This window comes from Phyllobacterium sp. K27 (assembly GCF_054796155.1).
Genome location: NZ_CM139240.1, coordinates 799,611 through 824,987, shown reverse-complemented (window position 1 = coordinate 824,987; position 25,377 = coordinate 799,611). Strand labels below are relative to the sequence as shown.

Annotated in this window: 25 protein-coding genes and 1 riboswitch; of the genes, 6 read left to right on the top strand and 19 right to left on the bottom strand. The window is 54.2% G+C overall.

Annotated elements, in window-relative coordinates; translation table 11 throughout:
* Window positions 1-107: 107 nt before the first annotated feature.
* Window positions 108-713, top strand: coding sequence for a TRAP transporter small permease subunit (locus ACYJL1_RS04030; RefSeq protein WP_460897144.1), 606 nt, complete (start codon window positions 108-110; stop codon window positions 711-713).
* Window positions 710-2,152 (top strand): TRAP transporter large permease, encoded by a 1,443-nt coding sequence (locus ACYJL1_RS04025; RefSeq protein WP_460897143.1) that lies wholly within the window; start codon window positions 710-712, stop codon window positions 2,150-2,152. Before ACYJL1_RS04030 ends, ACYJL1_RS04025 begins: the two co-directional genes overlap by 4 nt.
* A gap of 78 nt (window positions 2,153-2,230) precedes the next feature.
* On the opposite strand, the gene ACYJL1_RS04020 is transcribed toward ACYJL1_RS04025, so the two are convergent.
* Window positions 2,231-2,785: a DNA-3-methyladenine glycosylase gene (locus tag ACYJL1_RS04020; RefSeq protein WP_460897142.1), complete on the bottom strand. Its 555-nt coding sequence runs from the start codon at window positions 2,783-2,785 to the stop codon at window positions 2,231-2,233.
* A 146-nt stretch (window positions 2,786-2,931) separates the two neighbouring features.
* Here ACYJL1_RS04020 and ACYJL1_RS04015 point away from each other — a divergent pair, with 146 nt between their 5' ends.
* Entirely contained in the window at window positions 2,932-3,342 is a 411-nt protein-coding gene (locus ACYJL1_RS04015; RefSeq protein WP_460897141.1) for a DoxX family protein, read from the top strand.
* Here ACYJL1_RS04015 and ACYJL1_RS04010 read toward each other — a convergent pair.
* The 6 genes from ACYJL1_RS04010 to ACYJL1_RS03985 all read right to left on the bottom strand — a co-directional run bounded on the left by ACYJL1_RS04010 (window position 3,335) and on the right by ACYJL1_RS03985 (window position 9,124).
* Complete coding sequence (locus tag ACYJL1_RS04010; protein ID WP_460897140.1) at window positions 3,335-3,685, bottom strand: DUF779 domain-containing protein; 351 nt, start codon at window positions 3,683-3,685, stop codon at window positions 3,335-3,337. The genes ACYJL1_RS04015 and ACYJL1_RS04010 overlap by 8 nt on opposite strands.
* A 92-nt stretch (window positions 3,686-3,777) precedes the next feature.
* Window positions 3,778-5,295 (bottom strand): aldehyde dehydrogenase, encoded by a 1,518-nt coding sequence (gene adh / locus ACYJL1_RS04005; RefSeq protein WP_460897139.1) that lies wholly within the window; start codon window positions 5,293-5,295, stop codon window positions 3,778-3,780.
* Between the two features lie 175 nt (window positions 5,296-5,470).
* Window positions 5,471-6,442 carry a GAF domain-containing protein gene (locus tag ACYJL1_RS04000; protein ID WP_460897138.1) on the bottom strand — a complete coding sequence of 324 codons (972 nt, stop codon included), beginning with the start codon at window positions 6,440-6,442 and terminating at the stop codon, window positions 5,471-5,473.
* Between the two features lie 137 nt (window positions 6,443-6,579).
* Entirely contained in the window at window positions 6,580-7,341 is a 762-nt protein-coding gene (gene cobF / locus ACYJL1_RS03995) for a precorrin-6A synthase (deacetylating) (RefSeq protein ID WP_460897137.1), read from the bottom strand.
* A gap of 8 nt (window positions 7,342-7,349) precedes the next feature.
* Window positions 7,350-7,613 carry a hypothetical protein gene (locus ACYJL1_RS03990; protein WP_460897136.1) on the bottom strand — a complete coding sequence of 88 codons (264 nt, stop codon included), beginning with the start codon at window positions 7,611-7,613 and terminating at the stop codon, window positions 7,350-7,352.
* 103 nt (window positions 7,614-7,716) lie between these two features.
* Window positions 7,717-7,939: riboswitch (cobalamin riboswitch) on the bottom strand.
* A 147-nt stretch (window positions 7,940-8,086) separates the two neighbouring features.
* Window positions 8,087-9,124: a glutamine synthetase beta-grasp domain-containing protein gene (locus tag ACYJL1_RS03985; protein WP_460897135.1), complete on the bottom strand. Its 1,038-nt coding sequence runs from the start codon at window positions 9,122-9,124 to the stop codon at window positions 8,087-8,089.
* A 335-nt stretch (window positions 9,125-9,459) separates the two neighbouring features.
* Here ACYJL1_RS03985 and ACYJL1_RS03980 point away from each other — a divergent pair, with 335 nt between their 5' ends.
* Complete coding sequence (locus ACYJL1_RS03980) at window positions 9,460-9,717, top strand: GlsB/YeaQ/YmgE family stress response membrane protein (protein ID WP_460897134.1); 258 nt, start codon at window positions 9,460-9,462, stop codon at window positions 9,715-9,717.
* Between the two features lie 17 nt (window positions 9,718-9,734).
* Here the strand turns inward: ACYJL1_RS03980 and ACYJL1_RS03975 are convergent, their stop codons facing one another.
* The 9 genes from ACYJL1_RS03975 to ACYJL1_RS03935 all read right to left on the bottom strand — a co-directional run bounded on the left by ACYJL1_RS03975 (window position 9,735) and on the right by ACYJL1_RS03935 (window position 18,986).
* Entirely contained in the window at window positions 9,735-10,520 is a 786-nt protein-coding gene (locus ACYJL1_RS03975) for an ABC transporter ATP-binding protein (protein ID WP_460897133.1), read from the bottom strand.
* On the bottom strand, window positions 10,517-11,293 hold the full coding sequence (locus tag ACYJL1_RS03970) for an ABC transporter permease (RefSeq protein WP_460897132.1): 777 nt from the start codon (window positions 11,291-11,293) through the stop codon (window positions 10,517-10,519). Before ACYJL1_RS03970 ends, ACYJL1_RS03975 begins: the two co-directional genes overlap by 4 nt.
* 57 nt (window positions 11,294-11,350) lie before the next feature.
* On the bottom strand, window positions 11,351-12,298 hold the full coding sequence (locus ACYJL1_RS03965) for an ABC transporter substrate-binding protein (RefSeq protein WP_460897131.1): 948 nt from the start codon (window positions 12,296-12,298) through the stop codon (window positions 11,351-11,353).
* Between the two features lie 111 nt (window positions 12,299-12,409).
* Window positions 12,410-13,699 (bottom strand): amidohydrolase family protein, encoded by a 1,290-nt coding sequence (locus ACYJL1_RS03960; protein ID WP_460897130.1) that lies wholly within the window; start codon window positions 13,697-13,699, stop codon window positions 12,410-12,412.
* Between the two features lie 10 nt (window positions 13,700-13,709).
* The gene (locus ACYJL1_RS03955) at window positions 13,710-14,651 is read right to left on the bottom strand and encodes an ABC transporter permease (protein WP_460897129.1); all 942 of its coding nucleotides are present in this window, start codon (window positions 14,649-14,651) and stop codon (window positions 13,710-13,712) included.
* Window position 14,652: 1 nt separating this feature from the next.
* Window positions 14,653-15,732 carry an ABC transporter permease gene (locus tag ACYJL1_RS03950; protein WP_460897927.1) on the bottom strand — a complete coding sequence of 360 codons (1,080 nt, stop codon included), beginning with the start codon at window positions 15,730-15,732 and terminating at the stop codon, window positions 14,653-14,655.
* A 5-nt stretch (window positions 15,733-15,737) separates the two neighbouring features.
* A complete protein-coding gene (locus ACYJL1_RS03945; protein ID WP_460897128.1) occupies window positions 15,738-17,300 on the bottom strand; it encodes an ABC transporter ATP-binding protein in 1,563 nt (520 codons plus the stop codon).
* A 233-nt stretch (window positions 17,301-17,533) separates the two neighbouring features.
* Entirely contained in the window at window positions 17,534-18,472 is a 939-nt protein-coding gene (locus ACYJL1_RS03940) for a BMP family protein (protein WP_460897926.1), read from the bottom strand.
* 277 nt (window positions 18,473-18,749) lie between these two features.
* Window positions 18,750-18,986: a hypothetical protein gene (locus tag ACYJL1_RS03935; RefSeq protein WP_460897127.1), complete on the bottom strand. Its 237-nt coding sequence runs from the start codon at window positions 18,984-18,986 to the stop codon at window positions 18,750-18,752.
* A gap of 264 nt (window positions 18,987-19,250) precedes the next feature.
* Between ACYJL1_RS03935 and ACYJL1_RS03930 the strand changes: the two genes are divergently transcribed.
* Window positions 19,251-21,044, top strand: a complete 1,794-nt coding sequence (locus tag ACYJL1_RS03930; protein ID WP_460897126.1) for a chloride channel protein — start codon at window positions 19,251-19,253, stop codon at window positions 21,042-21,044.
* A gap of 182 nt (window positions 21,045-21,226) precedes the next feature.
* Window positions 21,227-23,089 carry an ABC transporter ATP-binding protein/permease gene (locus tag ACYJL1_RS03925; RefSeq protein ID WP_460897925.1) on the top strand — a complete coding sequence of 621 codons (1,863 nt, stop codon included), beginning with the start codon at window positions 21,227-21,229 and terminating at the stop codon, window positions 23,087-23,089.
* Between the two features lie 9 nt (window positions 23,090-23,098).
* Here ACYJL1_RS03925 and phoB read toward each other — a convergent pair whose 3' ends face one another.
* From phoB to pstB, 3 genes are read right to left on the bottom strand one after another with little or no spacing between them, the layout of a single operon-like run.
* On the bottom strand, window positions 23,099-23,785 hold the full coding sequence (gene phoB, locus ACYJL1_RS03920; RefSeq protein ID WP_008128223.1) for a phosphate regulon transcriptional regulator PhoB: 687 nt from the start codon (window positions 23,783-23,785) through the stop codon (window positions 23,099-23,101).
* Between the two features lie 16 nt (window positions 23,786-23,801).
* Window positions 23,802-24,530, bottom strand: a complete 729-nt coding sequence (gene phoU, locus ACYJL1_RS03915) for a phosphate signaling complex protein PhoU (RefSeq protein WP_115054154.1) — start codon at window positions 24,528-24,530, stop codon at window positions 23,802-23,804.
* A gap of 23 nt (window positions 24,531-24,553) precedes the next feature.
* Window positions 24,554-25,369 carry a phosphate ABC transporter ATP-binding protein PstB gene (pstB, locus tag ACYJL1_RS03910; RefSeq protein ID WP_460897125.1) on the bottom strand — a complete coding sequence of 272 codons (816 nt, stop codon included), beginning with the start codon at window positions 25,367-25,369 and terminating at the stop codon, window positions 24,554-24,556.
* Window positions 25,370-25,377: the final 8 nt, after the last annotated feature.

The following is a 25,377-nucleotide window of genomic DNA, read 5'->3' as shown; positions in this document are numbered from 1 at the left end:
GGGGTAACTCTGTAGCCCACGAAAGGCCCGCTGATATCCGCAAAGGGAACTGCGGGAGGGAATAAGCGCAGTTCGAGGATCTGCGTAGCTGGATGGGAGGGGCCTGAATGTCACCGTTGCTGACTGTCACCGGTTGGATCGACGAACTTAATCGTCGAGTAGCTATTATCGCGATTTACTTTGTGCTTCTTGCATCATTGGTCTGTGCCTTTAACGCCTTGTTACGCTACAGCATCGGCGGTTTGATCTGGATGGAAACTAATGTTGGCGGCGGTCTTTTCCGCGGGATTCTGGCCGTGTACGGGCGCAATTCCAATTCACTTTCCGAAGCGCAATGGTACCTTTTTGCTGGAATGGTCATGTTGGGCGGCGCATGGACGTTCAAGCTGAATGAACATGTCCGGGTCGATCTCATTTATGGTTCAGTAAGTGAACGAACCAGAACATGGATCGATCTGCTTGGCGGCATTTTCTTTTTGCTGCCAATTTGCGCCTTGATGATCTATTTCACCTGGCCCTGGTTCGTTCTTTCGTGGGTAACAAACGAAGCCTCTTCGAATTCCGGCGGTCTTCCTCTTTGGCCCGTCAAGTTAAGCCTTCCAGTGGGGTTTGCTCTCGTTGGCCTCCAAGGCATTGCAGAGTTGATCAAATGTTATCTAGCTCTCACGACTGATTATGTCCGTGAATTCGCCTACGAGAAGCCCGCCCAATGATGACATTTTTGAACGAAAATCTCGCCCCGTTGATGTTCTTCGGGCTGATCATCTTTATGGTGATCGGCTATCCGGCAGCCTTCTCGCTCGCAGCAGTCGGCCTGTTTTTCGGATTTATCGCCATTGAAACAGGCCATATCCCGCCGGACTTTCTAGGTAATCTCACCTATCAGATGTTTTCGGTGCTCTCCAATGAGTTGCTCCTCGCCATTCCATTCTTCACGTTCATGGGCCTGATACTTGAACGATGTGGTCTTGCCGAAGATTTGCTCGAGGGGTTTGGTCAGCTTTTTGGCGGCGTTCGTGGCGGGCTCTCCTATGCCGTCATTCTGGTGGGTGCGGTCATGGGTGCCATCACTGGTACGGTGGCAGCGTCGGTCATCGCCATGGGCCTTATTTCACTCCCGATCATGACGCGATATGGCTATAATACACGCCACGCAACAGGCATCATCGCGGCATCGGGCACGATTGCCCAGCTCATCCCTCCGTCCCTCGTTTTGATCGTTCTTTCCGACCAGCTTGGAAAATCGGCAGGCGATATGTATGTCGGTGCCACAGGCGCCAGCATTGTACAGGTATTGCTGTTTGCAATCTGGGTATTGATCGTGAGCATATTCCGGCCCCATTACGTGCCGGCTCTTCCCGCGGAAGCAAGAACCTTGCGTGGTTGGCCACTGATTGCACGTTGCGCGAAAGGCATGATTCCCTCACTGGCGCTGATCTTCATTGTACTCGGCACAATATTCATGGGCCTTGCGACACCAACAGAAGCAGGTGCAATGGGTGTCGTCGGCTCGATGCTGGTCGCCGCGTTCAACCGTCGTCTCACCTGGGATCTCGTTTACCAGGCGATGAACCGAACCATGCGTCTTACCGCGATGGTGGTTTTCATTCTGCTTGGATCACGCGTGTTCAGCCTCGTTTTTCAAGGTCTTGGCGGCGGTCATTGGATCGAAGATCTGCTGACATCGCTACCTGGCGGTGTGATCGGCTTCCTGATCTTTGTCAATATTTTCATTTTCGTACTGGCGTTCTTCCTCGATTTCTTTGAGATCGCATTTATTGTCGTGCCTTTGCTGGCTCCAGCCGCCACCGCCCTTGGCATTGATCTGGTCTGGTTTGGTGTCATGATCTGCGCCAATATTCAGACAAGTTTCATGCACCCGCCCTTCGGTTTCGCATTGTTCTACCTGCGAGGGATCGCGCCCAAATCAATCAAGACCACCGATATCTATATGGGCGCAATCCCGTTCCTTGTCCTGCAATTGATACTGGTTGGCCTTCTCATCGCCTTCCCGGGTTTGGTAACGTACTTCCTCGACTCGGCAGTGACCGTGGATATGGAAAATTTCCAGATCGAACTACCCAATGCACCGGCGAATGATCTTGGCAATGCTCCATCCTTTGATCTCGGCCAACCGCCATCATTCAATTGATCGCAACGAACCGGCGAAAGTCTCATTTCGCCGGTTCCAGAGCAAATCACAGGCAAAATTTGCTCTAGTATCCTGACCCTAGCTTTCCGCGAACTTTCTGCTGAGAAAGCGAGAGCCTTTCATACCGAACCGCCGGGGCGCATCGACTCCCTTTGTAATGCCGATGCGTGGTCCGATGCACATCTCGATCGGACCTGCGCCATGTTCAAGCGCAAAAGGCGCCTCCAGAATCGGCAAACCATCATGGAACTTGGCAATACCAAGCGCCTGCGCAAGCCTGCCCGGTCCAGAACACAATAGGCTTGCCTTGTCGGTCAACCGCCTCTCTCTCATTGTCTCTATGCCCTGCAACGGCTCCAGTGCTCTGATCAGAACAGCAGAGCCGGGCAAGCACACCACATTCAGACACCAATGAATCCCGTAGGACCGATAGACATAAGCGTGCCCGGCAGGCCCGAACATGGTCTTGTTCGAAAGGCCGGGACCTCTGAAACTATGTGATGCCGGGTCGTCTTGCGTATAGGCTTCGGTTTCAACAACTCGCCCTCCCACGCCATCAACACACAGCATCATGCCGATGAGGTCTTGCGAAACCTCCACTGCATGTCGTCGAAAGAACTCGGGCGTAATCATCGCACCCCTTTGATATAATCAGGCTTTACAATGAGCCCCTTTACTCCGCAGCAGATTCACAAAAATTTTGAGAGCAATTTTGTAGGAAAGTGCGCGGATGCTTCGTCCTTGAGGCAGTAAATCATACACACAAGGGACGGACAAAAATGGAAAATATAGCAAATACTGGCAGCATTTCAGGCAAGGCACTTTGGGGTGGACATATTCTCAGCGGCCTTTTCATTCTGTTCATGATCTTCGACGGCGGCATCAAGCTCGTGCCACTGGATATCGTTCTCCAGACCAGTGCTGATATCGGCCTTCCAACAACGGTCGCTTTTGCGCGTGGTCTTGGAATATTAGGCTTGGTCTGCACAGCGCTCTATGCCTGGCCACGCACCTCGATACTCGGTGCAATTCTGCTCACAGGCTATCTGGGTGGCGCAATCCTCACGCAACTGCGCATCGGCAACCCACTGTTTACGCATCTGTTTTTCGGCGTTTACCTTGGCCTGATCATGTGGGGTGGTCTTTACCTGCGTGACCGTCGCCTTCGGGCTCTTATCCCATTCAATTAGGAGTGGCGCAAACTTTAGATCGCGTCAGAAATCGAACTTCCCGGCCATTATCCAGCGAGAACATTCCGCCACGGCCGGGAACCACATCGATAATAAGCTCGGTATGCTTCCAGACATCATATTGCGACGCGCTGATATAAACCGGCGCACCGCCAATCTCACCAAGCTTCACATCATTATCGCCGATGATAAAATCGCCCTGCGCATAGCACATGGGCGACGAACCATCGCAACAGCCGCCGGACTGATGAAACAGGATTGGCCCATATTCTGATTGCAATGTCGCGATCAACTCAAGCGCCGCTGGCGTGGCACTCACCTTGTCTTCAACTCTCTCCTCCATATCTCCCGTACCTTCTCAATCCTTGGGTAAAAACCGGTTGGAAATTCAACCTGACGAGGCGAGACGCCCCGCCAGGCTGTATTCACATCGGTTTAGAAAAAGCCGAGCTTCTTGGGGCTATAGCTTACCAGCATATTCTTGGTTTGCTGATAGTGGTCGAGCATCTTCAGGTGGTTTTCACGGCCGATGCCGGATTGCTTGTATCCGCCAAAGGCTGCGTGGGCAGGATAGGCATGATAGCAATTGGTCCAGACGCGACCGGCCTGAATGGCGCGGCCAAAGCGGTAGCACCTGTTGGCGTCACGGCTCCAGATGCCTGCGCCAAGGCCATAAAGCGTGTCATTGGCGATAGACAAGGCCTCGTCATCATCTTTGAACGTCGTGACCGACACCACAGGGCCGAAGATTTCTTCCTGGAAAATGCGCATCCGGTTATGGCCTTTGAACACAGTTGGATGCACGTAATAACCGCCCGCAAGATCACCGGCCAGAACATTCCGTTCGCCGCCGATAAGAACCTCGGCACCCTCCTGCTTGCCAATATCCATGTAGGACAGGATTTTTTCCAGCTGCTCACTTGATGCCTGCGCGCCGATCATAGTCGCCGGATCAAGCGGATCGCCCTGCACAATGGCCTCCACCCGCTTCAGAGCACGTTCCATGAAACGATCATAGATTGACTCGTGGATGAGCGCGCGGCTCGGGCAGGTGCAAACTTCGCCCTGATTGAGCGCAAACATGACGAACCCTTCAATCGCCTTGTCGAAGAAATCATCGTCCTCAGCCACCACATCCTTGAAAAAGATGTTTGGTGATTTGCCACCCAGTTCCAGCGTAACCGGAATAAGGTTCTGACTGGCATATTGCATGATCAGTCGGCCCGTCGTCGTCTCGCCGGTAAAGGCAATTTTGGCGATGCGCGGGCTGGATGCCAGCGGCTTGCCTGCTTCCAGACCAAAACCATTGACAATGTTAAGGACGCCGGGCGGCAGGATATCGGCGATCAGTTCTGCCAGTACAAGAATGGATGCCGGGGTCTGCTCGGCGGGTTTAAGCACAACGCAATTGCCTGCGGCCAGTGCCGGGGCAAGTTTCCACACAGCCATCAGTATCGGGAAATTCCACGGAATGATCTGGCCAACCACACCCAAAGGCTCGTGGAAGTGATAGGCAACCGTGTCGTGGTCAATCTCCGATATTCCCCCTTCCTGTGCGCGGATGGCACCGGCAAAATAGCGGAAGTGATCGATTGCAAGCGGCATGTCCGCTGCTGTGGTTTCGCGGATTGGCTTGCCATTGTCCCAAGTTTCGGCCTGAGCCAACACGGCAAGATTGTCTTCCATTACCTGTGCGATCTTGTTGAGCATCACGCTGCGTTCTGCAGCGCTTGTCCGGCCCCAGGCATCCTTAGCAGCATGAGCCGCATCCAATGCGGCCTCCACATCGCTGGCATCGGAGCGGGCAATTTCGCACAAGACCTGCCCGTTGACCGGTGATGTATTTTCAAAGTAACGGCCTGCATTCGGCTCGACGAACTTCCCGCCGATGAAATTGCCGTAGCGTTTTTTAAAGTTAGGTTTGACGGTTCGGTTGAATTCTACCTTGTTCATTGAACTTCCTCCCTGAAGCCGGTGCGCCACGACAAATGGTCGAGCGCACCTGCACAATTTTCATACCGCCTCCTTGCGGCATAAGAAGACGATCGCGCTTTAGACGTGGTCTGTCATCCCCGGCAGTCGAAGCAGCAGCCGGATTTGTCGCAATATTGAGACAGATGAAAAGATCTCAGCTCAAGCCAAGTCGCTTAAGCTTGCGATGCAGCGTTGCCCTGCTCATGCCCATCATGTTCGCGGCAATGGAAATATTGCCATCCGCTTTGCGCAGGACCCGCTGTATTACGCTGCGTTCGGCAGCAGCAAACCCTCTTTCCGCATCGGTGTCCTGGCCCAGCAGATTTGCCGCCGGTAGCGGATTGCTCAGACTTTCATCCGTAAGCCCGAGAAGTGCGCGGGCCGAACGCGATGCGCCGACCACAAGATCGTCTTCGTCGACTGCAATCAATGCATTCAAGGCCCGCTCATGGCCACGATCACCGCCCTGCGCCACAACGATACGAGCTTTGGGAAAGGCCAGTCTGAAATTTTCCGCCTCCACGCGCCGGGCGGCGTCCATCACAGCCATGGCAATAAGTTTAACGAAACCTTCTGTCAGATCAGAGCGTGCCGACGACACGTCAATCGCTGCCATTAACCGACCACGATGATCGAAAATCGGAGCTACGGTACAGGAAAGCGCTGTATTGCGACTGCGGAAATGCTGATCGCGATGGATAGTCAGGGCACGTTGCTCAGCGAGCGCCGTACCGATGCCATTGGTACCCTCGCACTCCTCGCTCCAAACTGCGCCAGTCCAAAGCCCCGCCTTGCAAAAGGTAGCGTCATCACCTTCATAGCCCCGGCGATCAACTGGAACGCCATTCTTGTCCGCCAGCAGCACGCAACATCCCGCACCACCAACGGCTGAGTAAAGCCGGTCAAGCGTGGTTTCTGCGGTTTCTATGAGCGATCCCAGCTGTTCACGCGCTTCGCGCAACTCCTGATCTGTGAGCATGTTGGGCGGCGTGCCCTCATCAGGCTTCAAGCCGTAAAGGCGCATCGACCGCCCCCAGGATGCAACGACCGCTGACTGCGCGGCAGCATCACCTGTCACGGCAGATTCAATATATTCGGCATGCAAGCCATCATGCTGCGTTCTCATGGTCTCCTCCCGAAGTCCATGCACAGGGTGACGCCTGTTCCCGTCTACGTCAAGTCACCTATTGGAGTGGGTTGCCGGGCCTGTCATGCCAATGCGCTTTGAAGGCATGAGGCAACCGCTTCGGGTTATAATTGCGGCTATTCTTCAACCTCGTCATATGGCTTCTTCAGCAAATACGTATCCATGATCCAGCCTTTTTGCGCGCGTGCCACATTCCGCAGCCGCTCAATATCGTCAACCACTTCGCGCAGCTTGCCGGACATGAGTATCTCGTCCTCAGTGCCTATGTAGGCACCCCAATAAATATCGACATCCTCTTCGACGGCTTTGAAGGCGCCCTCGCCGTCGAGCATCACGATCACGCTTTCCGAATTGTTCGGAAAACCCTCCGCAAGCTTGCGCCCGGTGGTAATCGTGATCGACTCGCCGATGCGATTGAGCACGATCTTATGTCTCGCCGTCAGCGCCTGAATGCTGGTAATTCCTGGAATGACATCATAGTCCAGCTCAAAGCTTCCCTTGGCGTTCAGCCGGTCGAGAATGCGGATCGTGCTGTCATAAAGCGATGGATCGCCCCAGACGAGGAAAGCACCGCATTCATCATCGCCAAGCTCCTCCATCAGCAGATGCTCATAGGTCGCCTCCACCTTGTCATGCCAATCTGTCACGCTCGCACGGTATGTGGAGGAAGGTTTCTGACGTATCGGTGTTTCAAAATCCACCATCCGATAATCAGGATCGGTAATGAACCGCTCGCAGATTTCCCGGCGAATGCGGGATAGCTGCTCTTTCTCGGCTCCCTTATCGGGAATGAAGAACACATCCACCTGATTGAGCGCATTGACGGCCTGTATGGTCACATAGTCAGGATTGCCAGCGCCAATTCCGATGATCAGCACTTTGCGCTTCACTGGGACACACGCGAAACTTGCGAAGGCTGCAATCCCTGCATTTCTTCGATCAAGCCACAGAACAGCGCGTGGAGACGTTTCGCGCCCGCATGTTTGCCGGCACAGGCTTCAAGCCTGATGATTTCGTTCGACGCAGCGGCGATAAGATCTGCGCCGCGAGGCCGGGAAAGCAACCACGCAAGAAACACGTCTTCCGGTGCGCTTGACGCATTGACGGCTTGCGGATTGCTGCATTGATTTGTGTTGGCGCCGAGTGACATGCTTAACCCCGATTGTTAGGGGGCAAGGGGCAAGGGCGAAGATTGCAGATAGTCAGCCTGCGGCAAACCATTGCAAGCGACACACCGGGACACCCCGCCCGTGGACGTTCATCATGTTTCGGCAGGTCTCCTGGCTCACAGGTCAGTATTGCTGTCTGGCCTTCCCGGGAAATCCCAGTGACCTTTTGCCTGAACAGGTTCAGGCGACAGCAACTCGCTGTTTACAGTTGCGGGGGCAGCGCCGGCATTGGTGAAAATCATTTCACCGGCTTCCCTCTTAGCTCCCGGCCTTGCGGCACGGGAGAACCGGAACGTTCTCATAAGAGCGCAGCACACCTATCGAGGTCAACAGGCAGACCAAAATTAACCGGGGAAATAGACGGGCCAACCGATCGGATAGACCACGATCTGCACCGCCAAATAGAAAATGGCGCAAGCTGATGCCTGCGCCATTTCAAATCATTCAAACCAGATCAAGCGGCCAGAACTTCTTCCGCATCTTCCGGCACTTCAGAAATTGTCCGCAGGATTTGCGAAGCGATCTGGTATGGATCGCCCTGCGAATTCGGACGACGATCTTCCAGATAGCCGCGGTAGCCATTGTTTACAAAGCTGTGCGGAACACGGATCGATGCACCGCGATCAGCAATGCCATAGCTGAACTGATGGATTGACTGGGTTTCATGCTTGCCGGTGAGGCGCATGTGGTTGTCCGGTCCATAGACAGCGATGTGAGCAGCGCAATTTTGCTCAAATGCAGCCATGACCTTTTCGAAGTAATCCTTGCCGCCGACTTCACGCATATAGGTGGTGGAGAAGTTGGCATGCATGCCCGAACCGTTCCAATCAGTATCGCCGAGCGGCTTGCAATGATATTCGATATCGATGCCGTATTTTTCTGTCAGGCGCTGCAGGAGGTAACGCGCAATCCAGACTTCATCGGCGGCCTTCTTGGAGCCCTTGCCAAAAACCTGGAATTCCCACTGGCCCTTGGCCACTTCGGCATTGATGCCTTCATGGTTGATGCCGGCATTCAGGCAGATATCGAGATGTTCTTCGACGATCTTGCGGGCAATATCGCCAACATTGCTGTAGCCGACGCCTGTATAATATGGGCCCTGCGGAGCAGGAAAACCAGTTTCAGGGAAGCCGAGCGGACGGCCGTTCTTGTAGAAGAAATATTCCTGCTCGAAGCCGAACCAGGCGCCTTCATCATCGAGAATAGTTGCGCGGGTGTTGGAAGGATGCGGTGTCTTGCCATCGGGCATCATGACTTCACACATGACGAGGACGCCATTCTTGCGCTCGCTATCGAGATAGACGGAAACTGGCTTCAACACGCAATCGGAGCTTTTCCCCTCTGCCTGCATTGTCGAGCTTCCATCAAAGCCCCAAAGCGGCAATTGTTCCAGCGTCGGAAATGCATCAAATTCCTTGATCAGCGTCTTGCCACGAAGATTCGCAGGGGAATAACCGTCGAGCCAGATATATTCGAGTTTATATTTTGCCATTCCGTTTCTCTCATATTGTTTGTGCAAATCCGGTTGCGACCTGCACCCGAAGGCACCGTTCGCAGATAGGATTAACAATGCAAACAGCGTGCCAATTTGCATGAGCGGACTGCAATTATTTTAGAAACATATTAACCGGGGTATTTTGAAAGTGCTTTTCAACGTTGAAGCCCCATTTGCACGATCCAGCATCTCGGCTGACCGCCGCCGCTTCTGATGCATTTTTAGGCAGGAGCGAAAATTATGGGCAGACGAAGTGCAAATATCTGGCGCGGTTGGAACCAATAGCCCGCTTCCGGGTTCACTCAACTGGAATAAACGAAATGGAGAGTATTATGGAAAATGCCGGAATCGGGTGGATCGCAGCAATCATTATCGGTGGTGTTGCGGGCTGGCTTGCAGAAATGTTCATGAAGAGCAATATGGGTCTCATCATGAACATCGTCCTCGGGATCGTCGGCGCAATCGTCGCCAACGCAATCCTTTCCTTGGTCGGCGTCGGGCTTACAGGCTGGCTGGGTTATCTCATTGCGGGCTTTATCGGAGCCTGTATTCTGATCGCCATTGCACGCATGTTCAGGCGAGCTACTTAGAATAGCCCTGAAACGCTCTAATGCTCGACAGCGGCGAGTATTGCTTCGCTGCGGATTTCTTCGGTTAATTGAAGCCGCATCTGGGCAAATTCCGGTGCGGCTTTTACCGTATAATGGCGCGGATGTCCCAGTGGGACCGGGGTTATCGACTTGATACGGCCCGGTCGCGCTGACATCGTGACCACACGTGACGCCAGAAAAATCGCTTCCTCAATATCATGCGTGACGAAGATCACCGTCTTCTGTTCCCGCTCCCAAATGCTGAGCAACAGCTCCTGCATAAGCCCGCGCGTCTGGTTATCCAGTGCTCCGAAAGGTTCATCCAAAAGCAATATCTTCGGATCATTGGCCAGGGCACGGGCAATGGCTGTGCGCTGCTGCATACCGCCGGATAATTGCTTCGGCCAATGGTTCTCAAACCCTTTCAGCCCAACCTTGTCGATATAAGACGCAACGATTTCGGCTTTTTCCTTTGCACCGACACCGCGCTCTGTCAGGCCGAAGCCGATATTTTGTTCAATCGTCAGCCAGGGAAACAGCGTATAGGACTGGAACACGACACCGCGATCTGCGCCGGGACCCTTCACCTCCTTGCCGTCGAGCGTGACAGTGCCCGTCGTCGGCCGGTCGAGCCCCGCAACAATACGCAAAAGCGTGGATTTTCCGCAGCCGGATGGTCCCAGAATGGATACGAAATCATTATGCGGAACAGTCAGATCCGTCGATTGCAGCGCCTGCACCGGCTGGCCGCCGCGAACACCTGGAAATACGCGGCTGACACCTTTGATGACCAGCGTACTCATGCGAGCCTCCAGGCGAAAAGGCGGCGATTAACCGACTTGAACAGGAAGTCCGAGATCAAGCCGATAATACCGATAACGATAATGCCAAAAATGATCTGGCCGGTTGCAAGCAGTGCCTGACTATTGATAATCATATATCCAATGCCGGACGACGCGCCGATCATTTCAGCCACAATGACATAGGTCCATGCCCAGCCCAGAACCAGCCGCAATGTCTCCGCCACATCGGGCGCATTGGCAGGAATCAGCACCCGCTTGACCACACCCCGGTCATTGGCACCGAGCGTATAGGCCGCCTCGACCAGATCGCGTCTTGTATTGGCAACGGCCACGGCAACCATGAGAATGATCTGGAATACAGCACCGATGAAGATCACCAGCAGCTTTTGCAATTCGCCAATACCCGCCCACAAAATGAGAAGCGGGATGAAAGCCGAAGCCGGGAGATAACGGGCAAAAGACACAAATGGCTCAAGCAGCGCTTCGACCGGCTTGTAGGCCCCCATCGCAATGCCAAGCGGCACGGCGATCATGGCCGCGATGATGAAGCCGCCGACAACACGCCAGATCGTCATGCCGATATCATAGAGAAAGTTCTGCTCCGACAGTAAAATCCAGCCATCATTCACCATGGTCAGTGGGTCGGCAAGAAAGGTGCTTGATACAAAGCCACCAAATGTCGCTATAGACCAGCCACCGACAAAAAGAATGAAAAACAGGATACCCAGCAGTATCCGCGCTTGCGCCCCGATGGGCTGTAATGGCTTAAACATAAAGTCCCCTTGGCGATGATGGAGAGCGGACAATGCCCGCCCTCCACGCAAGCCTGATTATTGTATGAAGCTGGTGTCTACAATCGTTGTAAGATCGGGCTTCTTCTTGATAATGCCGATTTCAAGCAGCAAATCTGCGGCTTCCTCGGAGAAGGTCATGAACTCCTTGTCAAAGAAGACCTTGTTTGCCGCCTGATCCTGCCATTTCAGATATTGGGCAGATTCTGCGAATTTTTCACCAGACTGCTTTACATCTGCTCCCATGATTTCAAATGACTTCTCCTTGTCGGAAGCAATCAAAGCCAACGCATCAAAATAGCTTTTAGCCAGTGCTTTTGCAGCTTCAGGATTCTTCTCCAGAAACTCATTCGTGCAGCCGAAAGTATCCATCACAGCCGGATAATCCAGCGTGGTGGCTATGATCTTGCCCTTGTCGGGCGCAGCGCGAACTGTAGAAAGATAGGGCTCATAGGTCATGGCCGCATCGTTCTGGCCGGCCACGAAAGCCTGTGCCGCCGGTCCGGGTTCCATATTGACCACCTTGACGTCTTTGATCGAAAGGCCGTTCTTCTTCAGCATCCAAGCCAAGACGAAATAGGGGGATGTGCCGGGCGCTGAGGCCGCAACGGATTTGCCCTTCAGGTCGGCAATTGTGTTGACATCACCGCGCACCACCATGCCATCCGCGCCGAAGGATTTGTCCATCTGGAAAATCTGTTTCGTCGCCACACCATTGGCATTCCAGGAAATCCAGGTTTCCACTGTGGTCGCGGCACATTGAACATCGCCGGAAGCAAGTGCCAGATGACGGCTGGCCTGCGGGATTTTTGTCAGCGTTACGTCAAGACCGTTTTTTTCAAAGATTCCAGCCTGCTTTGCCAGCGTCAGCGGCGCGAAACCTGTCCAACCGGAAAGCCCGACCGAAACCGCGGTTTCCGCAAGTGCCGGTGTTGACGAGAGTGCAAAAGCGGCAGACGCGATTGCGAGATATTTTTTGAAATTCATGGCGGCAGAACCCCTTTGTTTATTTTTTTGGCAGGTGAATATCTGACCATATGATAGGCAGGCAGAGTTTCTTTTGTCTACACATATTCGAAGACAAAGACAGATTATCGCTTATGCCAGCCGTGGCGCGTAGCTTGCCGGATCGACCTCTGCTGGCCTGCCCGCAAGATCGAGCGTGCTGACCTTTGCCGGTGTTCTCGCAATCACCTTGCCGCCTTTGATAACCGCAAGGCGGCTTGCCTTCAGGCGAATGGCCTCAATCGTGTCGGCTGCCTGTAGCAATACCATGTCCGCTTTGCAGCCGACATCAAGCCCATAGCCTTCAAGATTCAAAATCTTGGCAGGTTCCGTCGTCACCGCAGCATAACACTGGCGCATGGCGTCGCGACTGGTCATCTGTGCGACATGCAGCCCCATACTGGCAACATCCAGCATATCGCCGTGCCCGAGCGAATACCAAGGGTCCATCACGCAATCATGGCCGAAGGCAACAGTGACGCCATGGGCCAGAAGTTCGGGAACTCGCGTCATTCCCCGGCGCTTGGGATAGGTGTCATGGCGGCCCTGAATGCCGATATTGATCAGCGGATTGGCGATTGCAGCGACACCAGCTTCGGCGATCAGAGGCAGGAGCTTGCTGACATAGTAATTGTCCATGGAATGCATGGAAGTCAGGTGCGATCCGGTCGAGCGACCGCCAAGACCAAGCCTTTGCGTTTCATAGGCCAGGGTTTCGATATGGCGCGACAGCGGATCGTCGGTTTCGTCGCAATGCAGATCAATCATCAACCCGCGTTCGGCAGCGATTTCGCACAATGCCCGAACGCTTGCCGCACCATCGCTCATTGTACGTTCGAAATGCGGAATTCCGCCAACAACATCGACACCCAAATCCAGAGCGCGATTCAGCAGATTAATGGCACCCGGATAGCGGTAATATCCATCTTGCGGAAAGGCCACCAGCTGCAAATCAATATAGGGAGCAACGCGCTTTTTCACCTCAAGTAGTGCTTCGACGCCGAGCAGACGCTCATCGCAAATATCGACATGGGTGCGAATGGCCAAAAGCCCCTGCGTGACCGCCAGATCGCAATAACGCATTGCGCGTTCAATCACAGCCTCATGGGTCAGAAGCGGCTTTAATTCACCCCAGATTTGAATGCCATCCAGCAATCGCCCGCTTTCATTCAAACGGGGCTGGCCAAGCGACAGAGTCGCATCCATGTGAAAATGGCAATCAATGAAGGGCGGCGAGACAAGAAGACCGCTAGCGTCAATCACCTCACCCGCTTCACCGCCCAGATTGGTTTCCACCGCCGCGATGCGCCCTGACTTTACGCCAATATCAATGCCTGTACGCCCGTCGGGCAGAGTTGCATTGGTTACTTTCATATCGAACATAGGGAAACCTTTATCTTTGGCCCTTGAACCAGGGTACCAGCAAAGAGCGGGGATAGTCAGCCTTGCGGGCGACCAGAACCAGCGCCAGAATGGAGAGAAGATAGGGCATCATCAAAAAGACCTGCCCCGGAACGAATGCACCGACCTCAGTTTGCAGCCTGATCTGAAACGCATCAAATGCGCCAAACAACAAGGCACCGAGCAGCGCTTTTCCCGGCTGCCAAGAAGCGAAAACGACAAGCGCAATACATATCCAGCCGCGTCCGTTGACCATGCCGAAGAAGAAGGCATCAAAGGCGGACATTGTAAGGAACGCGCCGCCCAGCGCCATCAAGGAAGACCCGGCAATTACCGCACCTATGCGCAAGCCGCGCACCGAAAGCCCCTGCGCTTCCACTGAGGATGGATTGTCGCCAACTGCCCGCAGCGCAAGGCCGAGCGGCGTGCGGTAAAGCAGCCACGCGACCACCCCGACCAGCACGAAAGCCAGGAGCGTCAAGGCTGTCTGTTGAAACAGCACCGGACCAATAAACGGGATATCGGAAAGAACCGGGATATCAAGCGGCTGAAACGGAACGATACGCGGCGGCGTCGAAACATTGGGCAATGCCGTGCGATAGGTGAAGTACCCCAGACTGGTCGCCAGCAGCGTTATGCCAATGCCGGAAACATGTTGCGACAGGCCTAGAACCACTGTCAGGATCGCATGCAGCAATCCAAAGATCGCTCCGGCCAGCGCTGCAACCAGAACGCCGGTCCATAGACCGCAGCCCATCCAGACCGCCATCCACCCGGCCATGGCACCCGCTGTAAAAATACCTTCAATGCCAAGATTGAGCACACCCGCACGCTCACAGAGCAGGGCTCCGAGCACACCGAAAATCAATGGTGTGGCGATGCGGATGGCTGCCGCCCAGAAATTCACAGTCAGCAGGATATCGAGAATGTCCATTCTATTCTCCAGCCTGCACAGGAGGCGCGCTCCGCTCGAACTTCAGGCGATAGCGCAGGAAAAATCCACCAACGAGAACACAAAGCAGCGACAGCGCGACAACCAGATCAGCAAGATAATTGGACACACCCGTCGCGCGGCTCATGGAATCCGCACCGACAAAGACCGCTGCCACAAACAGCGCCGCAAGCACAACGCCAAGGGGATGAAGCCCTGCAAGCATGGCAACGACAATGCCGGAATAGCCAAAACCGGGCGACAGGTCGGCTGATAGATAGCCTTTGACACCGGCCACCTCGCTCACCCCTGCCAGACCTGCAAGCCCACCGGAGATCAAAGCCACTTTCAGCACAGTCGCATTGACAGGCACTCCGGCAAAGCGCGCCGCTGGCTTGTTTTCACCGACAGCTCTGATTTCAAACCCGAGGACCATCCGGGAAACAATGATCCATAACAGGAGTGCTGCGACCAAGCCGATGATCAACCCACCATGGACGCGCATACGCGCAAAGAGCTTGGGAAAGGTCGCCGCATCGGCCAATGGCACCGATTGCGGCCAGCCAAGCGCAAGCGGGTCCTTGATCGGCCCTTCTATCAACATTTGAACAAAGAGAATAACGATGAAATTGAGCAGCAGTGTCACCACGACTTCATCGGCACCAAAGCGCAGTTTCAGCAATGCTGGAACAATCATCAGCAAGCCACCGGCGATGAACCCGGCGAGGATGACAGCAGGTATCAGCAATGGCCCCGGCAGTGACAAAAGCCCGCTGCCGACGCCAACTGCCGCCAGTGCACCAGCATAAAGTTGCCCCTCCGCACCAATATTCCAGAGCTTGGCACGGAACGCGATGGCAGCGGCAAGGCCGGTCAAAACGAGCGGCGTTGCCCGTGTCAGGGTCTCGGAAAATGCAAACATTGAGCCAAAGGAGCCCTTGAACATGAGCCAATAGGCTGTGAGCGGTGACACGCCCGCAAAACTCACCGGCACAGCCACCAGTGCAAATGCGGCAAGGGCAGCGATAACGGAAATGACGATGCGCGCATTGAGTGAAACAGCGTCACGAGGCTGCAACGATATCCTCATCACGGCGCCACCTGTACGGCATGTCCTGCCATCATCATTCCCACTGATCCGCGGTCCAGTCCATCGACGGGGCCTGCATCTGTTACCTCCCCCGTATGCATCACGAGCAGCCGGTCGGAAAGTGCGAATAACTCGTCGAGATCTTCCGAGATCAAAAGCACACCAGCACCGCGATCCCGCGCAGCAAGAATGCGTTGGTGAACTTCTGTTTGCGCGCCGATATCGAGGCCCCGCGTCGGCTGATTGGCGAGGATGACTTTGGGCGAGCGTTCCAGCACCCTGGCCAGAATGAGCTTCTGAATATTGCCGCCCGAAAGGAGCCGCGCCTGTGCATCCGGCCCCTGGCAACGTATGTCATAGGCTTTAATGGCATCGCCTGCCCTTTGGCGCATGGCCTTGTGGTTGATAAATCCGGCGGTTTGAAATTCTTTGCTGTGCAAATCCTCTATCGCGATATTCTCGGCCACGGACATGGACCCGACTACGCCATCATGCTGCCGGTCTTCCGGCATGCGGGCGACACCCGCCGCAACCAGAGCGCGCGGATCGTCGGTTTTCATTGGCTTGCCGTAGAGCCGCACCGCACCTTTATCGACTGTCTCCAGTCCTGAAACCAAAGCCGCGATTCCCGATTGGCCATTGCCCGACACACCTGCCAGACCGACAATCTCACCTGCCTTGATGGCAAAGGAAACCTCACTCAGCGATTGACGCACTGATCCGCGTTTCAGCGATACATGATCAAACTCAAGCACTGTTGCGCCAATCTGCGATGCTTTGCGCTGCAATGGCGGTACTGCGCGCCCGACCATCATATCGGCGATCGAACGTTTATCCGCCGAAGCCGTCATCAACTCTCCGGCCTTCTTGCCGCCCCGCAACACCGCGATCCGGTGCGAAACCGCCAGCACTTCACCAAGCTTGTGCGAGATGAAGATAACGCCGAGCCCGCTTGCAGCCAGCCGACGCAGAATAACAAAAAGCCCATCCGCTTCCTGCGGCGTCAAGACTGCTGTCGGCTCATCAAGGATCAAAACCCGCACATCGCGGTAAAGCGCTTTGAGTATTTCGATACGCTGCTTTTCACCAACACTCAGTTGCGCGGTTTTTACGTCAAGATCGACCGTGAGCCCGCTTTCCCGCATGATTGCCTCAATGCGTTTGCGTAAAGCACTCCGGCTGCGCCAGATCTGCCATAGCGATTCCGTACCGAGCACAATATTGTCGAAACCCGTCAGATTTTCAGCCAATGTAAAATGTTGGTGCACCATGCCGACACCGGCATCCAGAGCAGCGCTCGGAGAGCCTTTCGGCAACTCATGCAGAATGCCTGAATCGTCCGCGATATGTATCGCTCCCTCTTCCGGCACATAATGCCCGAAGAGAACATTCATCAATGTCGTTTTGCCAGCCCCGTTTTCGCCCAGAAGCGCAAGTATCTCGCCGCGTTTGAGGGAAAGACTCAGATCATCATTGGCGACCAGAGAACCGAAGCGCTTGGTGATATTGTCGAGAGAAAGAACGACAGAGCCATTCTCCGCAAGCTCTTTTGATTGCGTCATATCCATTTCCCACATTATCCTTGGCATACACATGATGCGTGGTTCGACAAGCTCACCATGAGGAAGGTGGTGTTTGGCAAGAAGCGATGATTTGCAACAGTCGCGATTATCCACGCAATCAACCCACCTCCCTCATGGTGCGCTATCCTGAGCCTGTCGAAGGGCGAACCACGCAGCACAAACTGTGCAATCAATCCACCTTCTTCAATGCGTTATAGTCTGCCTTGATTATCCTATTTCGTTGACTTTGGCTCTGCGTCGTTGATCTCGATCTTCAGCGTCCCCGCCTTGATCTCGGCTTCCTTTGCCTTTGCCGTCGCGACCGATTCCGGCGTTGCAAGCTTTTCGTCGACGACGATGCTGCCGCCACCCGCACCGAGGAATGAATATATTCCGAAATCAGCGGCTTTGAAGCTGCCCGCCTTTACATCCGCAATCGCCTTATCGGCCGTTGGCTCAAAATGCCAAAGTGCGCTGGCAAGAATCGTCCCGGGATAATCCTTGGATGTGTCGATCACATTGCCGATGGCCAGTACGCCGCGCTCCTTGGCTGCATCCGATACGCCGAAGCGTTCCGCATACATGATGTCTGCACCGGCATCGATCATCGCAAACGCCGCTTCTTTGGCTTTGGGCGGATCATACCAGGAATTGATGAAGGTCACGAGAAACTTGACGTCAGGATTGGCTTCCTTGGCGCCCTGAATAAAGGCATTCATCAGCCGGTTAACTTCCGGGATCGCATAGCCCCCGACAAGTCCGATGATATTGCTCTTGGTCTTTGCCCCGGCAATAAGACCGGTCAGATAGGCAGGCTCCTGAATGAAATTATCGAAAGTGGCGAAGTTCGGCTCTACAGGCGGCAGCGAAGAGCCCATGAGGAATTTGATATCCGGATACTCGGCTGCAACAGCGCGCGAAGGCTTTTCAACGCCGAACGCTTCTCCGACAATCAGGTTGGCACCCTGTTCGGCATATTCACGCATCACGCGCTCATAATCCGTATTGGAGACATTTTCTGAGTAGGAATAGTCAATGTCGCCACGTTCTTTGGCCGCATTCAGCGCCAGATGAATCCGGCTAACCCATTGCTGCTCGATCGGGACGGTGTAAATCCCGACCACTTTGATTTTATCCTGAGCTGCCGCCGGTCCGAAAGCGGCCATTGTCATGGCGGCGCCAGCTACCAGCCCGATAAAGGCCCTGCGGCCCAGTTTGAAAACTGTTTTCACATCATTCCCCTTATTGTTCATTTTTTGACCAAAACCCCATTGCTGCTACTTAATAGGCAATGGCAGCTTTTCGCAATGTGAAAGGGGATATGACGAGAGGATTATCAGGCTTCTACACAACTCAAATGCGCAGAACATTGCATCAAAGAAATTGGCGCCATGTCCAGGCAGGACAGACGCCATCTCATGTCGACACGTTCGAAATATGACTGTGGTTCTATTTCGGGCAGCAGATTGAACGCTCGGCAGCCCCCGGACGATAAAGCCAGTTTGTCGGCATTTTCAGAACATGAAATGCGCGCTCCTGTCTTTGGGGCGCTGGATTCACCGTTTTGCCGACGCGCGCCATTAATGTGCGAACTTCATCCGACTTGACACCATCACTCGCCATCATCTGACGGATGATTGGTTCAGCCAGCAATTCGTTCAGTGTTGGTTCAATCACTTCCAGCATGATTCTCTCCTCAAAGGATGACAGTGCCGGCAATTTGCCCATGCTCAATGTCGCTTGCATGTCGTCTTTATGGCGGTTGTAAGAATTGCTTCGGGCGATTTGGCTAATCCTGCCATAAAGTGGAAAAACGATGCTGGGAAGCATCGGCAGCGTCCTTGTTTAGCTGGCTTTTTCACACTTGAGGCTCATGCTGCTTCATTTGAACTTTTCTGCTAAACCGCTTAGCTTGACTGATCACCGTTCGAGCAACCCACAGACTGATCCATGCACCGTAAGTTCGCCTTACGCCGTCTCGGCGTCTTCTCCATCTTCATCGCCCCGAGCCGCTTGCGAGCCTTCGCGCGCAGCCACGAAATTGGCCTCGTACTGGCAGCGGTGATTGTCGGCATTGTTTCAGGTTTCGTCGTGACCGCGATGAGCCGCATCGCCCAATATCTGCACCTGGTAATTTTCGATCTGCAACCCGACGAACGTTTGTCGTCGTCAATGTCGGCAAGCAATCTGGCGCTCTTTGTCGCCCCGATTGCGGGCGGCATTATTCTTGGTGTCCTGCTTTTCCTTCTGGCACTATATCGCAAGAAACCAATCGTCGATCCGATTGAGGCCAATGCCTTGCATGGGGGACGCCTTTCGCTGAACGACAGCATCATTGTTACCGTTCAGAACCTTATTTCCAATGGCTTTGGCGCTTCTGTAGGGCTGGAGGCCGGTTATACGCAGCTTGCTTCCGGTCTTGCCTCGAAGATCGGGCTATCCTTGCGCCTGAGACGCTCGGATATGCGTATCCTTGTTGGCTGCGGCGCGGCCGGGGCTATTGCCGCTGCGTTCAATGCCCCACTGACCGGCGCATTTTACGCCTTCGAGTTGATCATTGGCTCTTATACCATATTGAGTCTGACACCCGTGGTTGCTGCTGCACTGGTTTCCAACCTCGTCGCACGCGCACTTGCGGGAGATAATTTCGTCATCGACATCGGCGATTTCGGCACGGTAGTGCCCGCCGACTATGTTCCAGCGCTTCTCCTCGGATTGATTTGCGCGGGCGCGGGCATCGCGCTCATGAAGGGCGTCGCTTTCGTCGAGGAACTCGCACGCAGAAGCTTCATCCCTTTCTGGCTGCGGCCTGCCCTTGGTGGCATCCTTGTCGGGGGGCTGGCCTTGATTTCACCGCAGGTGCTTTCCGGAGGTCATGGCGCACTGCATCTCAATCTCGATTATACGGGGCCAATAGCTGGCATAATCGGTATTATCCTGCTCAAGGCGTTGGCCTCCGCCATCTCCATCGGTTCGGGCTTTCGCGGCGGCCTGTTCTTTGGTTCCCTCTTCATGGGTGCGCTCCTCGGCAAACTCTTTGCCTTTTCCGTACCCTATGTCTTTGCCCATGCAACTTTAACGCCTGTGACCTACGCGGTTGTCGGCATGAGTGCTCTGGCAGTGTCAGTCATTGGCGGACCTTTGACGATGACCTTTCTAGCCCTGGAAATCACGGGCGACTTTCCGATAACGGTTCTCGTGCTTGCCGCCGTCATTGCTGCGTCGATCACAGTTCGCAACACGTTCGGCTACTCCTTTGCCACATGGCGCTTTCATCTGCGGGGTGAAAGCATCCGCAGCGCTCATGATGTCGGCTGGATCCGCAATCTGACGGTCGCCAAGTTGATGCGTACGGATGTGCGCACGGCTTCCGACAAAATGGTGATCAGCGAATTTCGTCACGAGTTTCCGCTGGGCTCGACGCAGCGGGTCATCATTGTCAATGATGAGAATAAATATGTGGGTATTGTCATCGTTGCCGAAGCGCATTCAGGCATCACCGAAACGACTGACGAGGCACAGCCTATCGGCCCTCTGATCAGATATCAGGGTGAATATCTGCAACCACAAATGAATGCACGACAGGCTGTTCGCCTATTCGACAATGCTGAAGCCGAAGCTCTTGCGGTGGTCAATGACATAGTGGAGCTGAAGGTTGTCGGACTTTTGGCCGAAAGCCACACTCTGCGGCGATATAGCGAGGAACTCGACCGCCAACGACGGCATGTGTCCGGCGAAATCTGATTGTTCTGAGGCGGGGGAACTCGTCATCTTGCAAGCTTTAACCCTATTTTAACCACGGTTTGTTGCAATACGTAACATTGTGTTACTATAATCGGGAATCGAACCGAGGCAATCCATTGCAACCAGACGTCGAAGCAACTGGGAAATCATCTCCCGCCAATAGAAACTCCACATTGTCATCAATGTGTAGCTTCTGGGGGCTGCTTAGGGCGTACTGGGTCTCTGACCGCTGGGTTGAAGCCTGGACGCTGACAATCGCCATTGCCCTATTGACCGCTGCTGCCAGCAAGGCCAGCGTCTGGATGGCGATGGCATCGGGCGAATTGATCAATTCGCTGGTCGATATTCATGACCCCTTTATTGTCAATCCGCTCAATGTGATCCTCGCAAATGCGGGTATTCTGGTTGCAATCGTTGCGGTCAAGGAAATTGGTTTCATCGGTATCCGTCACCTTTTGTCGACAACGTTGCATCGCAAATGGCGCGGTTGGCTGAATGGCCGTTTTGGCGAGGCTCTGCTTGATGACCAGCACACACATTACCATTTGCAGCAGGGAAATTCGGCAGCCGCAGAAAACCGGACTCCGGACAACATCGACCAGCGCATTCAAGAATCCATCAAGGGTATGACGGGCGGTGCCATCGGGCTGGCCATGGGCGTTCTCGGTGTCACCATGTCCATTCTTTTCGTGGGCCAGAAGCTTATTGAGCTTTCAACGCCAATTCCGGGCCTTGATTTTCTGGGCGAGTATGGCAGTGCCACACTGGCCTTTGCAGCGATCGCTCTCTATGTGCCTATCAGCACATGGATTGCGATGCGTATCGGCCGCGTGCTCGAAAAGCTCACCTTGGCCATGCAGCAATCTGAAGGCAGTTATCGAAGTGAGCTGACCACACTGTTGCGCCGCAGCTTTCAGGTTGCCGCAGCCAATGGTGAGGGTGTTCAAAAATCATTGAATGGCAAGCTCTACACAAGCGTCGATAACAACTGGGCGCGCTTCAATGTGTTCGATGCCTGCTACATGTCGTTTACGTCGATATACAATTTCTTCTCTGCCCGTGTCATCGCCTATATCCCCGGCCTTCTGCCCTATATGGGCAATACGATCAGCTTCAAGAATTATATTACCGGCTCTGAGCTTGTCGGTTCGATGATCAATGAATGCTCATGGTTTATCCAGGTCATGCCCGCAATTGCCAACTTGAAGGCAAATGCACGGCGCGTCACTGAGTTGGCGCAGGCTGTCGAGCGTGTTAGAGACCCATCGGAATATTATCGTTCTACTGGCATCAGCGCGTTCAAATTTGCAACACAGCACGAGGCCTTTGGCGTCTCCGTTCGCGGTCTTGAGCTGATGCATCGTGACAGCGAGGCCAAGCCTTTTCTCACCCTTGCGAATATGCGGTTACGCAAGGGCCAATGGGCCTATATCAAGGGCGATTCCGGTAGTGGCAAAACCTGTTTGCTGAAAGCGATGAACGGGCTTTGGGGTTATGGCCGAGGTGAAATCTTCTACCCGAAGGATGCTGCTACAATGTATGCGGCCCAGGAGGTCAAGCTTCCCGGTGTCTCGCTGAAACAGCTCGTATGCCTTCCCATGGATGAAAATCACTTCAACGATGCATCCGTTGCTGCTGCCTTGCATCGCGCCGGCATGGGCGATTTTATCGAAAATCTTCTCGATGAAAGCCGTGACGGCACCTCATGGGACCTGCTTTTGTCCGGAGGCCAGAAGCAGAAACTGGTGCTTGCCCGAATTCTCCTGCATAAGCCTGCAGTTCTGTTTTTGGACGAAGCAACCGGCGCGCTGGATCCGGATTCCAAGATCGCCTTCCATCAAGCCATCAAGGATCATTGCGCCGGGACGACCGTTATCAGTGTGATGCATGAGATCGAGGCGCCCCGCTCGGTTTCCGGCGAAAACTTCTACTCGCATATTCTCGAGATCAGCGACGGCGAAGCCACCCAGCGACCACTTCTCGAGACACTGGCCGAGCCAGCTCCGCTACCAGCAACAAGCTTCCCACTGGTTGCAGCCGAATAGGTCCTGATCCTATCCGAAGGAATAACCTGCGCCGCGCACAGTACGGATCGGATCAAGCGACCGGCCAATATTGATTGCCTTGCGCAGACGACCAACATGCACGTCTACCGTGCGGTCATCGACATAAATATCCGCACCCCAGACATTATCGAGAAGCTGACCGCGCGAGAATACCCGGCCCGGTGACTGCATCAGAAACTCCAGCAGGCGGAATTCGGTTGGCCCCAGCTTCAGTTCGCGCTCCTTGCGGAAAACGCGGTGCTGTTCGCGGTCAAGCTTCAGATCGCCAAAGCTCAACACATGCGACAGAAGACTTGGATTGACCCGGCGCAGCATCGACTTGATGCGTGCCAGCAATTCCGGTGTCGAGAAAGGCTTGACCATGTAATCATCCGCACCCGTCGAAAGTCCGCGAACACGCTCGCTTTCTTCGCCGCGCGCTGTCAGCATGATGATCGGCAGGATTTCCGTCTCGCGGCGGGCGCGAAGACGGCGGCAAAGTTCAATGCCCGAAAGCCCCGGTAGCATCCAGTCGAGGATTAGCAGATCAGGCACTTTTTCGCGCAAGGCTATTTCGGCTTCGTCACCACGGCTGATGGTTTCGACAATGTAACCCTCTGCTTCCAGATTGTAACGCAGGAGAACACTGAGGGCATCTTCATCTTCAACGACTGTGATTCTGGGAGCTATAGGCATGATCTGCTTCCGGCAATTATGGTGTTACTGGCTCATCAAGAATAACGGTATGTGACTGGTCTTCCTTCGGGCGTTCCGCCGGAAGCTGTGTACCTGTCACGATGTAATAGACCGTTTCGGCGATATTGGTCGCATGGTCGCCGATACGTTCGATATTCTTGGCGCAGAACAAAAGATGCGTGCAAGCGGATATGTTGCGCGGATCTTCCATCATGTAAGTCAGGAGTTCCCGGAACAGCGATGTGTAGAGCGCATCAATCTCGTCATCGCGTTCACGAACAATGTTCACCTGTGCTACCGAGCGTGTGGCATATGCATCGAGCACATCTTTAAGTTGTGTCAATGCCAGCTCTGCAATGGTCTGCAAGCCCCGATAGACTGAAAGCGTCTGCCGCGTATCATTGACAGCAACAACGCGCTTGGCGATGTTTTTGCCCAGATCGCCGATGCGTTCCAAATCAGACGAAATGCGGATCGTGCCGATCACTTCGCGCAGATCAATCGCCATTGGCTGACGCTTGCCGATAATGGTGATCGCCTTCTCATCAATCTCGCGCTGACCGGCATCGAGAATGAGATCGTCAGAGATTACGCGTTGCGCAAGCGCATTGTCTGAGTTGACCATGGCCGACACAGCCTGTTCGACCATGCGCTCCGCATGTCCGCCCATTTCTGCAATCTTGTGGGTCAGAAACTTCAATTCATCGTCATAGGAACGGACGGTGTGTTGTGCTGTGTCAGTCATTGTCTGAGCCTCTTCCCGTGAGATCAACCGAAACGTCCGGTAATATAGTCTTGCGTGCGCTTTTCGGTAGGGCTGGTGAACATCATTTCCGTGTCGCCGACTTCAACAATGTTGCCAAGATGGAACATTGCCGTGCGTTGCGAGACACGCGCCGCCTGCTGCATTGAGTGTGTGACGATGACAATCGTGTAGTTCTGGCGCAGTTCGTCGATCAGTTCTTCGACCTTCGCCGTGGCAATAGGATCAAGCGCCGAGCAAGGCTCGTCCATCAGGATCACTTCAGGGCTGACCGCAATGGCGCGGGCGATGCAAAGACGCTGCTGCTGGCCACCGGAAAGGCCAGTGCCGGATTCATGCAGACGGTCTTTCACTTCCGCGAAGAGACCGGCGCGTTGCAGGCTCTTTTCCACGATTTCGTCAAGATGACTCTTGTTTTTGACCAGACCGTGAATGCGCGGCCCATAGGCAACATTTTCGAAGATCGACTTCGGGAATGGATTCGGCTTCTGGAACACCATGCCGATCCGGGCGCGCAGCTGAACCACATCGATCTTCGGATCATAGATATCACGCTCGTCGAGGGTAATATTGCCAGTGATCTTGCAGGTCGAAATCGTGTCGTTCATGCGGTTCAGGCAACGCAGGAATGTTGACTTACCGCAACCTGACGGTCCGATCAGCGCCGTGACTTCCTTTTCCCTGATATCGAGATTGACACCGAAGAGCGCCTGTTTGGCTCCGTAAAATACAGAGACGTCTTCGCCCTTCATCTTTATCGCAGGCTGGTTCGAGGAATTGTGCAATTTCTTTTCCACATCGACTTCGGATAACATGTTCATGTCCTTGT

Coding starts and splice junctions, on each gene's coding strand:
- ACYJL1_RS04030 (WP_460897144.1), top strand. CDS start 108: ATGTCACCGTTGCTGACTGTCACCGGTTGGATCGACGAACTTAATCGT.
- ACYJL1_RS04025 (WP_460897143.1), top strand. CDS start 710: ATGATGACATTTTTGAACGAAAATCTCGCCCCGTTGATGTTCTTCGGG.
- ACYJL1_RS04020 (WP_460897142.1), bottom strand. CDS start 2,785: ATGATTACGCCCGAGTTCTTTCGACGACATGCAGTGGAGGTTTCGCAA.
- ACYJL1_RS04015 (WP_460897141.1), top strand. CDS start 2,932: ATGGAAAATATAGCAAATACTGGCAGCATTTCAGGCAAGGCACTTTGG.
- ACYJL1_RS04010 (WP_460897140.1), bottom strand. CDS start 3,685: ATGGAGGAGAGAGTTGAAGACAAGGTGAGTGCCACGCCAGCGGCGCTT.
- adh (WP_460897139.1), bottom strand. CDS start 5,295: ATGAACAAGGTAGAATTCAACCGAACCGTCAAACCTAACTTTAAAAAA.
- ACYJL1_RS04000 (WP_460897138.1), bottom strand. CDS start 6,442: ATGAGAACGCAGCATGATGGCTTGCATGCCGAATATATTGAATCTGCC.
- ACYJL1_RS03990 (WP_460897136.1), bottom strand. CDS start 7,613: ATGTCACTCGGCGCCAACACAAATCAATGCAGCAATCCGCAAGCCGTC.
- ACYJL1_RS03985 (WP_460897135.1), bottom strand. CDS start 9,124: ATGGCAAAATATAAACTCGAATATATCTGGCTCGACGGTTATTCCCCT.
- ACYJL1_RS03980 (WP_460897134.1), top strand. CDS start 9,460: ATGGAAAATGCCGGAATCGGGTGGATCGCAGCAATCATTATCGGTGGT.
- ACYJL1_RS03975 (WP_460897133.1), bottom strand. CDS start 10,520: ATGAGTACGCTGGTCATCAAAGGTGTCAGCCGCGTATTTCCAGGTGTT.
- ACYJL1_RS03970 (WP_460897132.1), bottom strand. CDS start 11,293: ATGTTTAAGCCATTACAGCCCATCGGGGCGCAAGCGCGGATACTGCTG.
- ACYJL1_RS03965 (WP_460897131.1), bottom strand. CDS start 12,298: ATGAATTTCAAAAAATATCTCGCAATCGCGTCTGCCGCTTTTGCACTC.
- ACYJL1_RS03960 (WP_460897130.1), bottom strand. CDS start 13,699: ATGTTCGATATGAAAGTAACCAATGCAACTCTGCCCGACGGGCGTACA.
- ACYJL1_RS03955 (WP_460897129.1), bottom strand. CDS start 14,651: ATGGACATTCTCGATATCCTGCTGACTGTGAATTTCTGGGCGGCAGCC.
- ACYJL1_RS03945 (WP_460897128.1), bottom strand. CDS start 17,300: ATGACGCAATCAAAAGAGCTTGCGGAGAATGGCTCTGTCGTTCTTTCT.
- ACYJL1_RS03940 (WP_460897926.1), bottom strand. CDS start 18,472: ATGACAATGGCCGCTTTCGGACCGGCGGCAGCTCAGGATAAAATCAAA.
- ACYJL1_RS03935 (WP_460897127.1), bottom strand. CDS start 18,986: ATGCTGGAAGTGATTGAACCAACACTGAACGAATTGCTGGCTGAACCA.
- ACYJL1_RS03930 (WP_460897126.1), top strand. CDS start 19,251: ATGCACCGTAAGTTCGCCTTACGCCGTCTCGGCGTCTTCTCCATCTTC.
- ACYJL1_RS03925 (WP_460897925.1), top strand. CDS start 21,227: ATGTGTAGCTTCTGGGGGCTGCTTAGGGCGTACTGGGTCTCTGACCGC.
- phoB (WP_008128223.1), bottom strand. CDS start 23,785: ATGCCTATAGCTCCCAGAATCACAGTCGTTGAAGATGAAGATGCCCTC.
- phoU (WP_115054154.1), bottom strand. CDS start 24,530: ATGACTGACACAGCACAACACACCGTCCGTTCCTATGACGATGAATTG.
- pstB (WP_460897125.1), bottom strand. CDS start 25,369: ATGAACATGTTATCCGAAGTCGATGTGGAAAAGAAATTGCACAATTCC.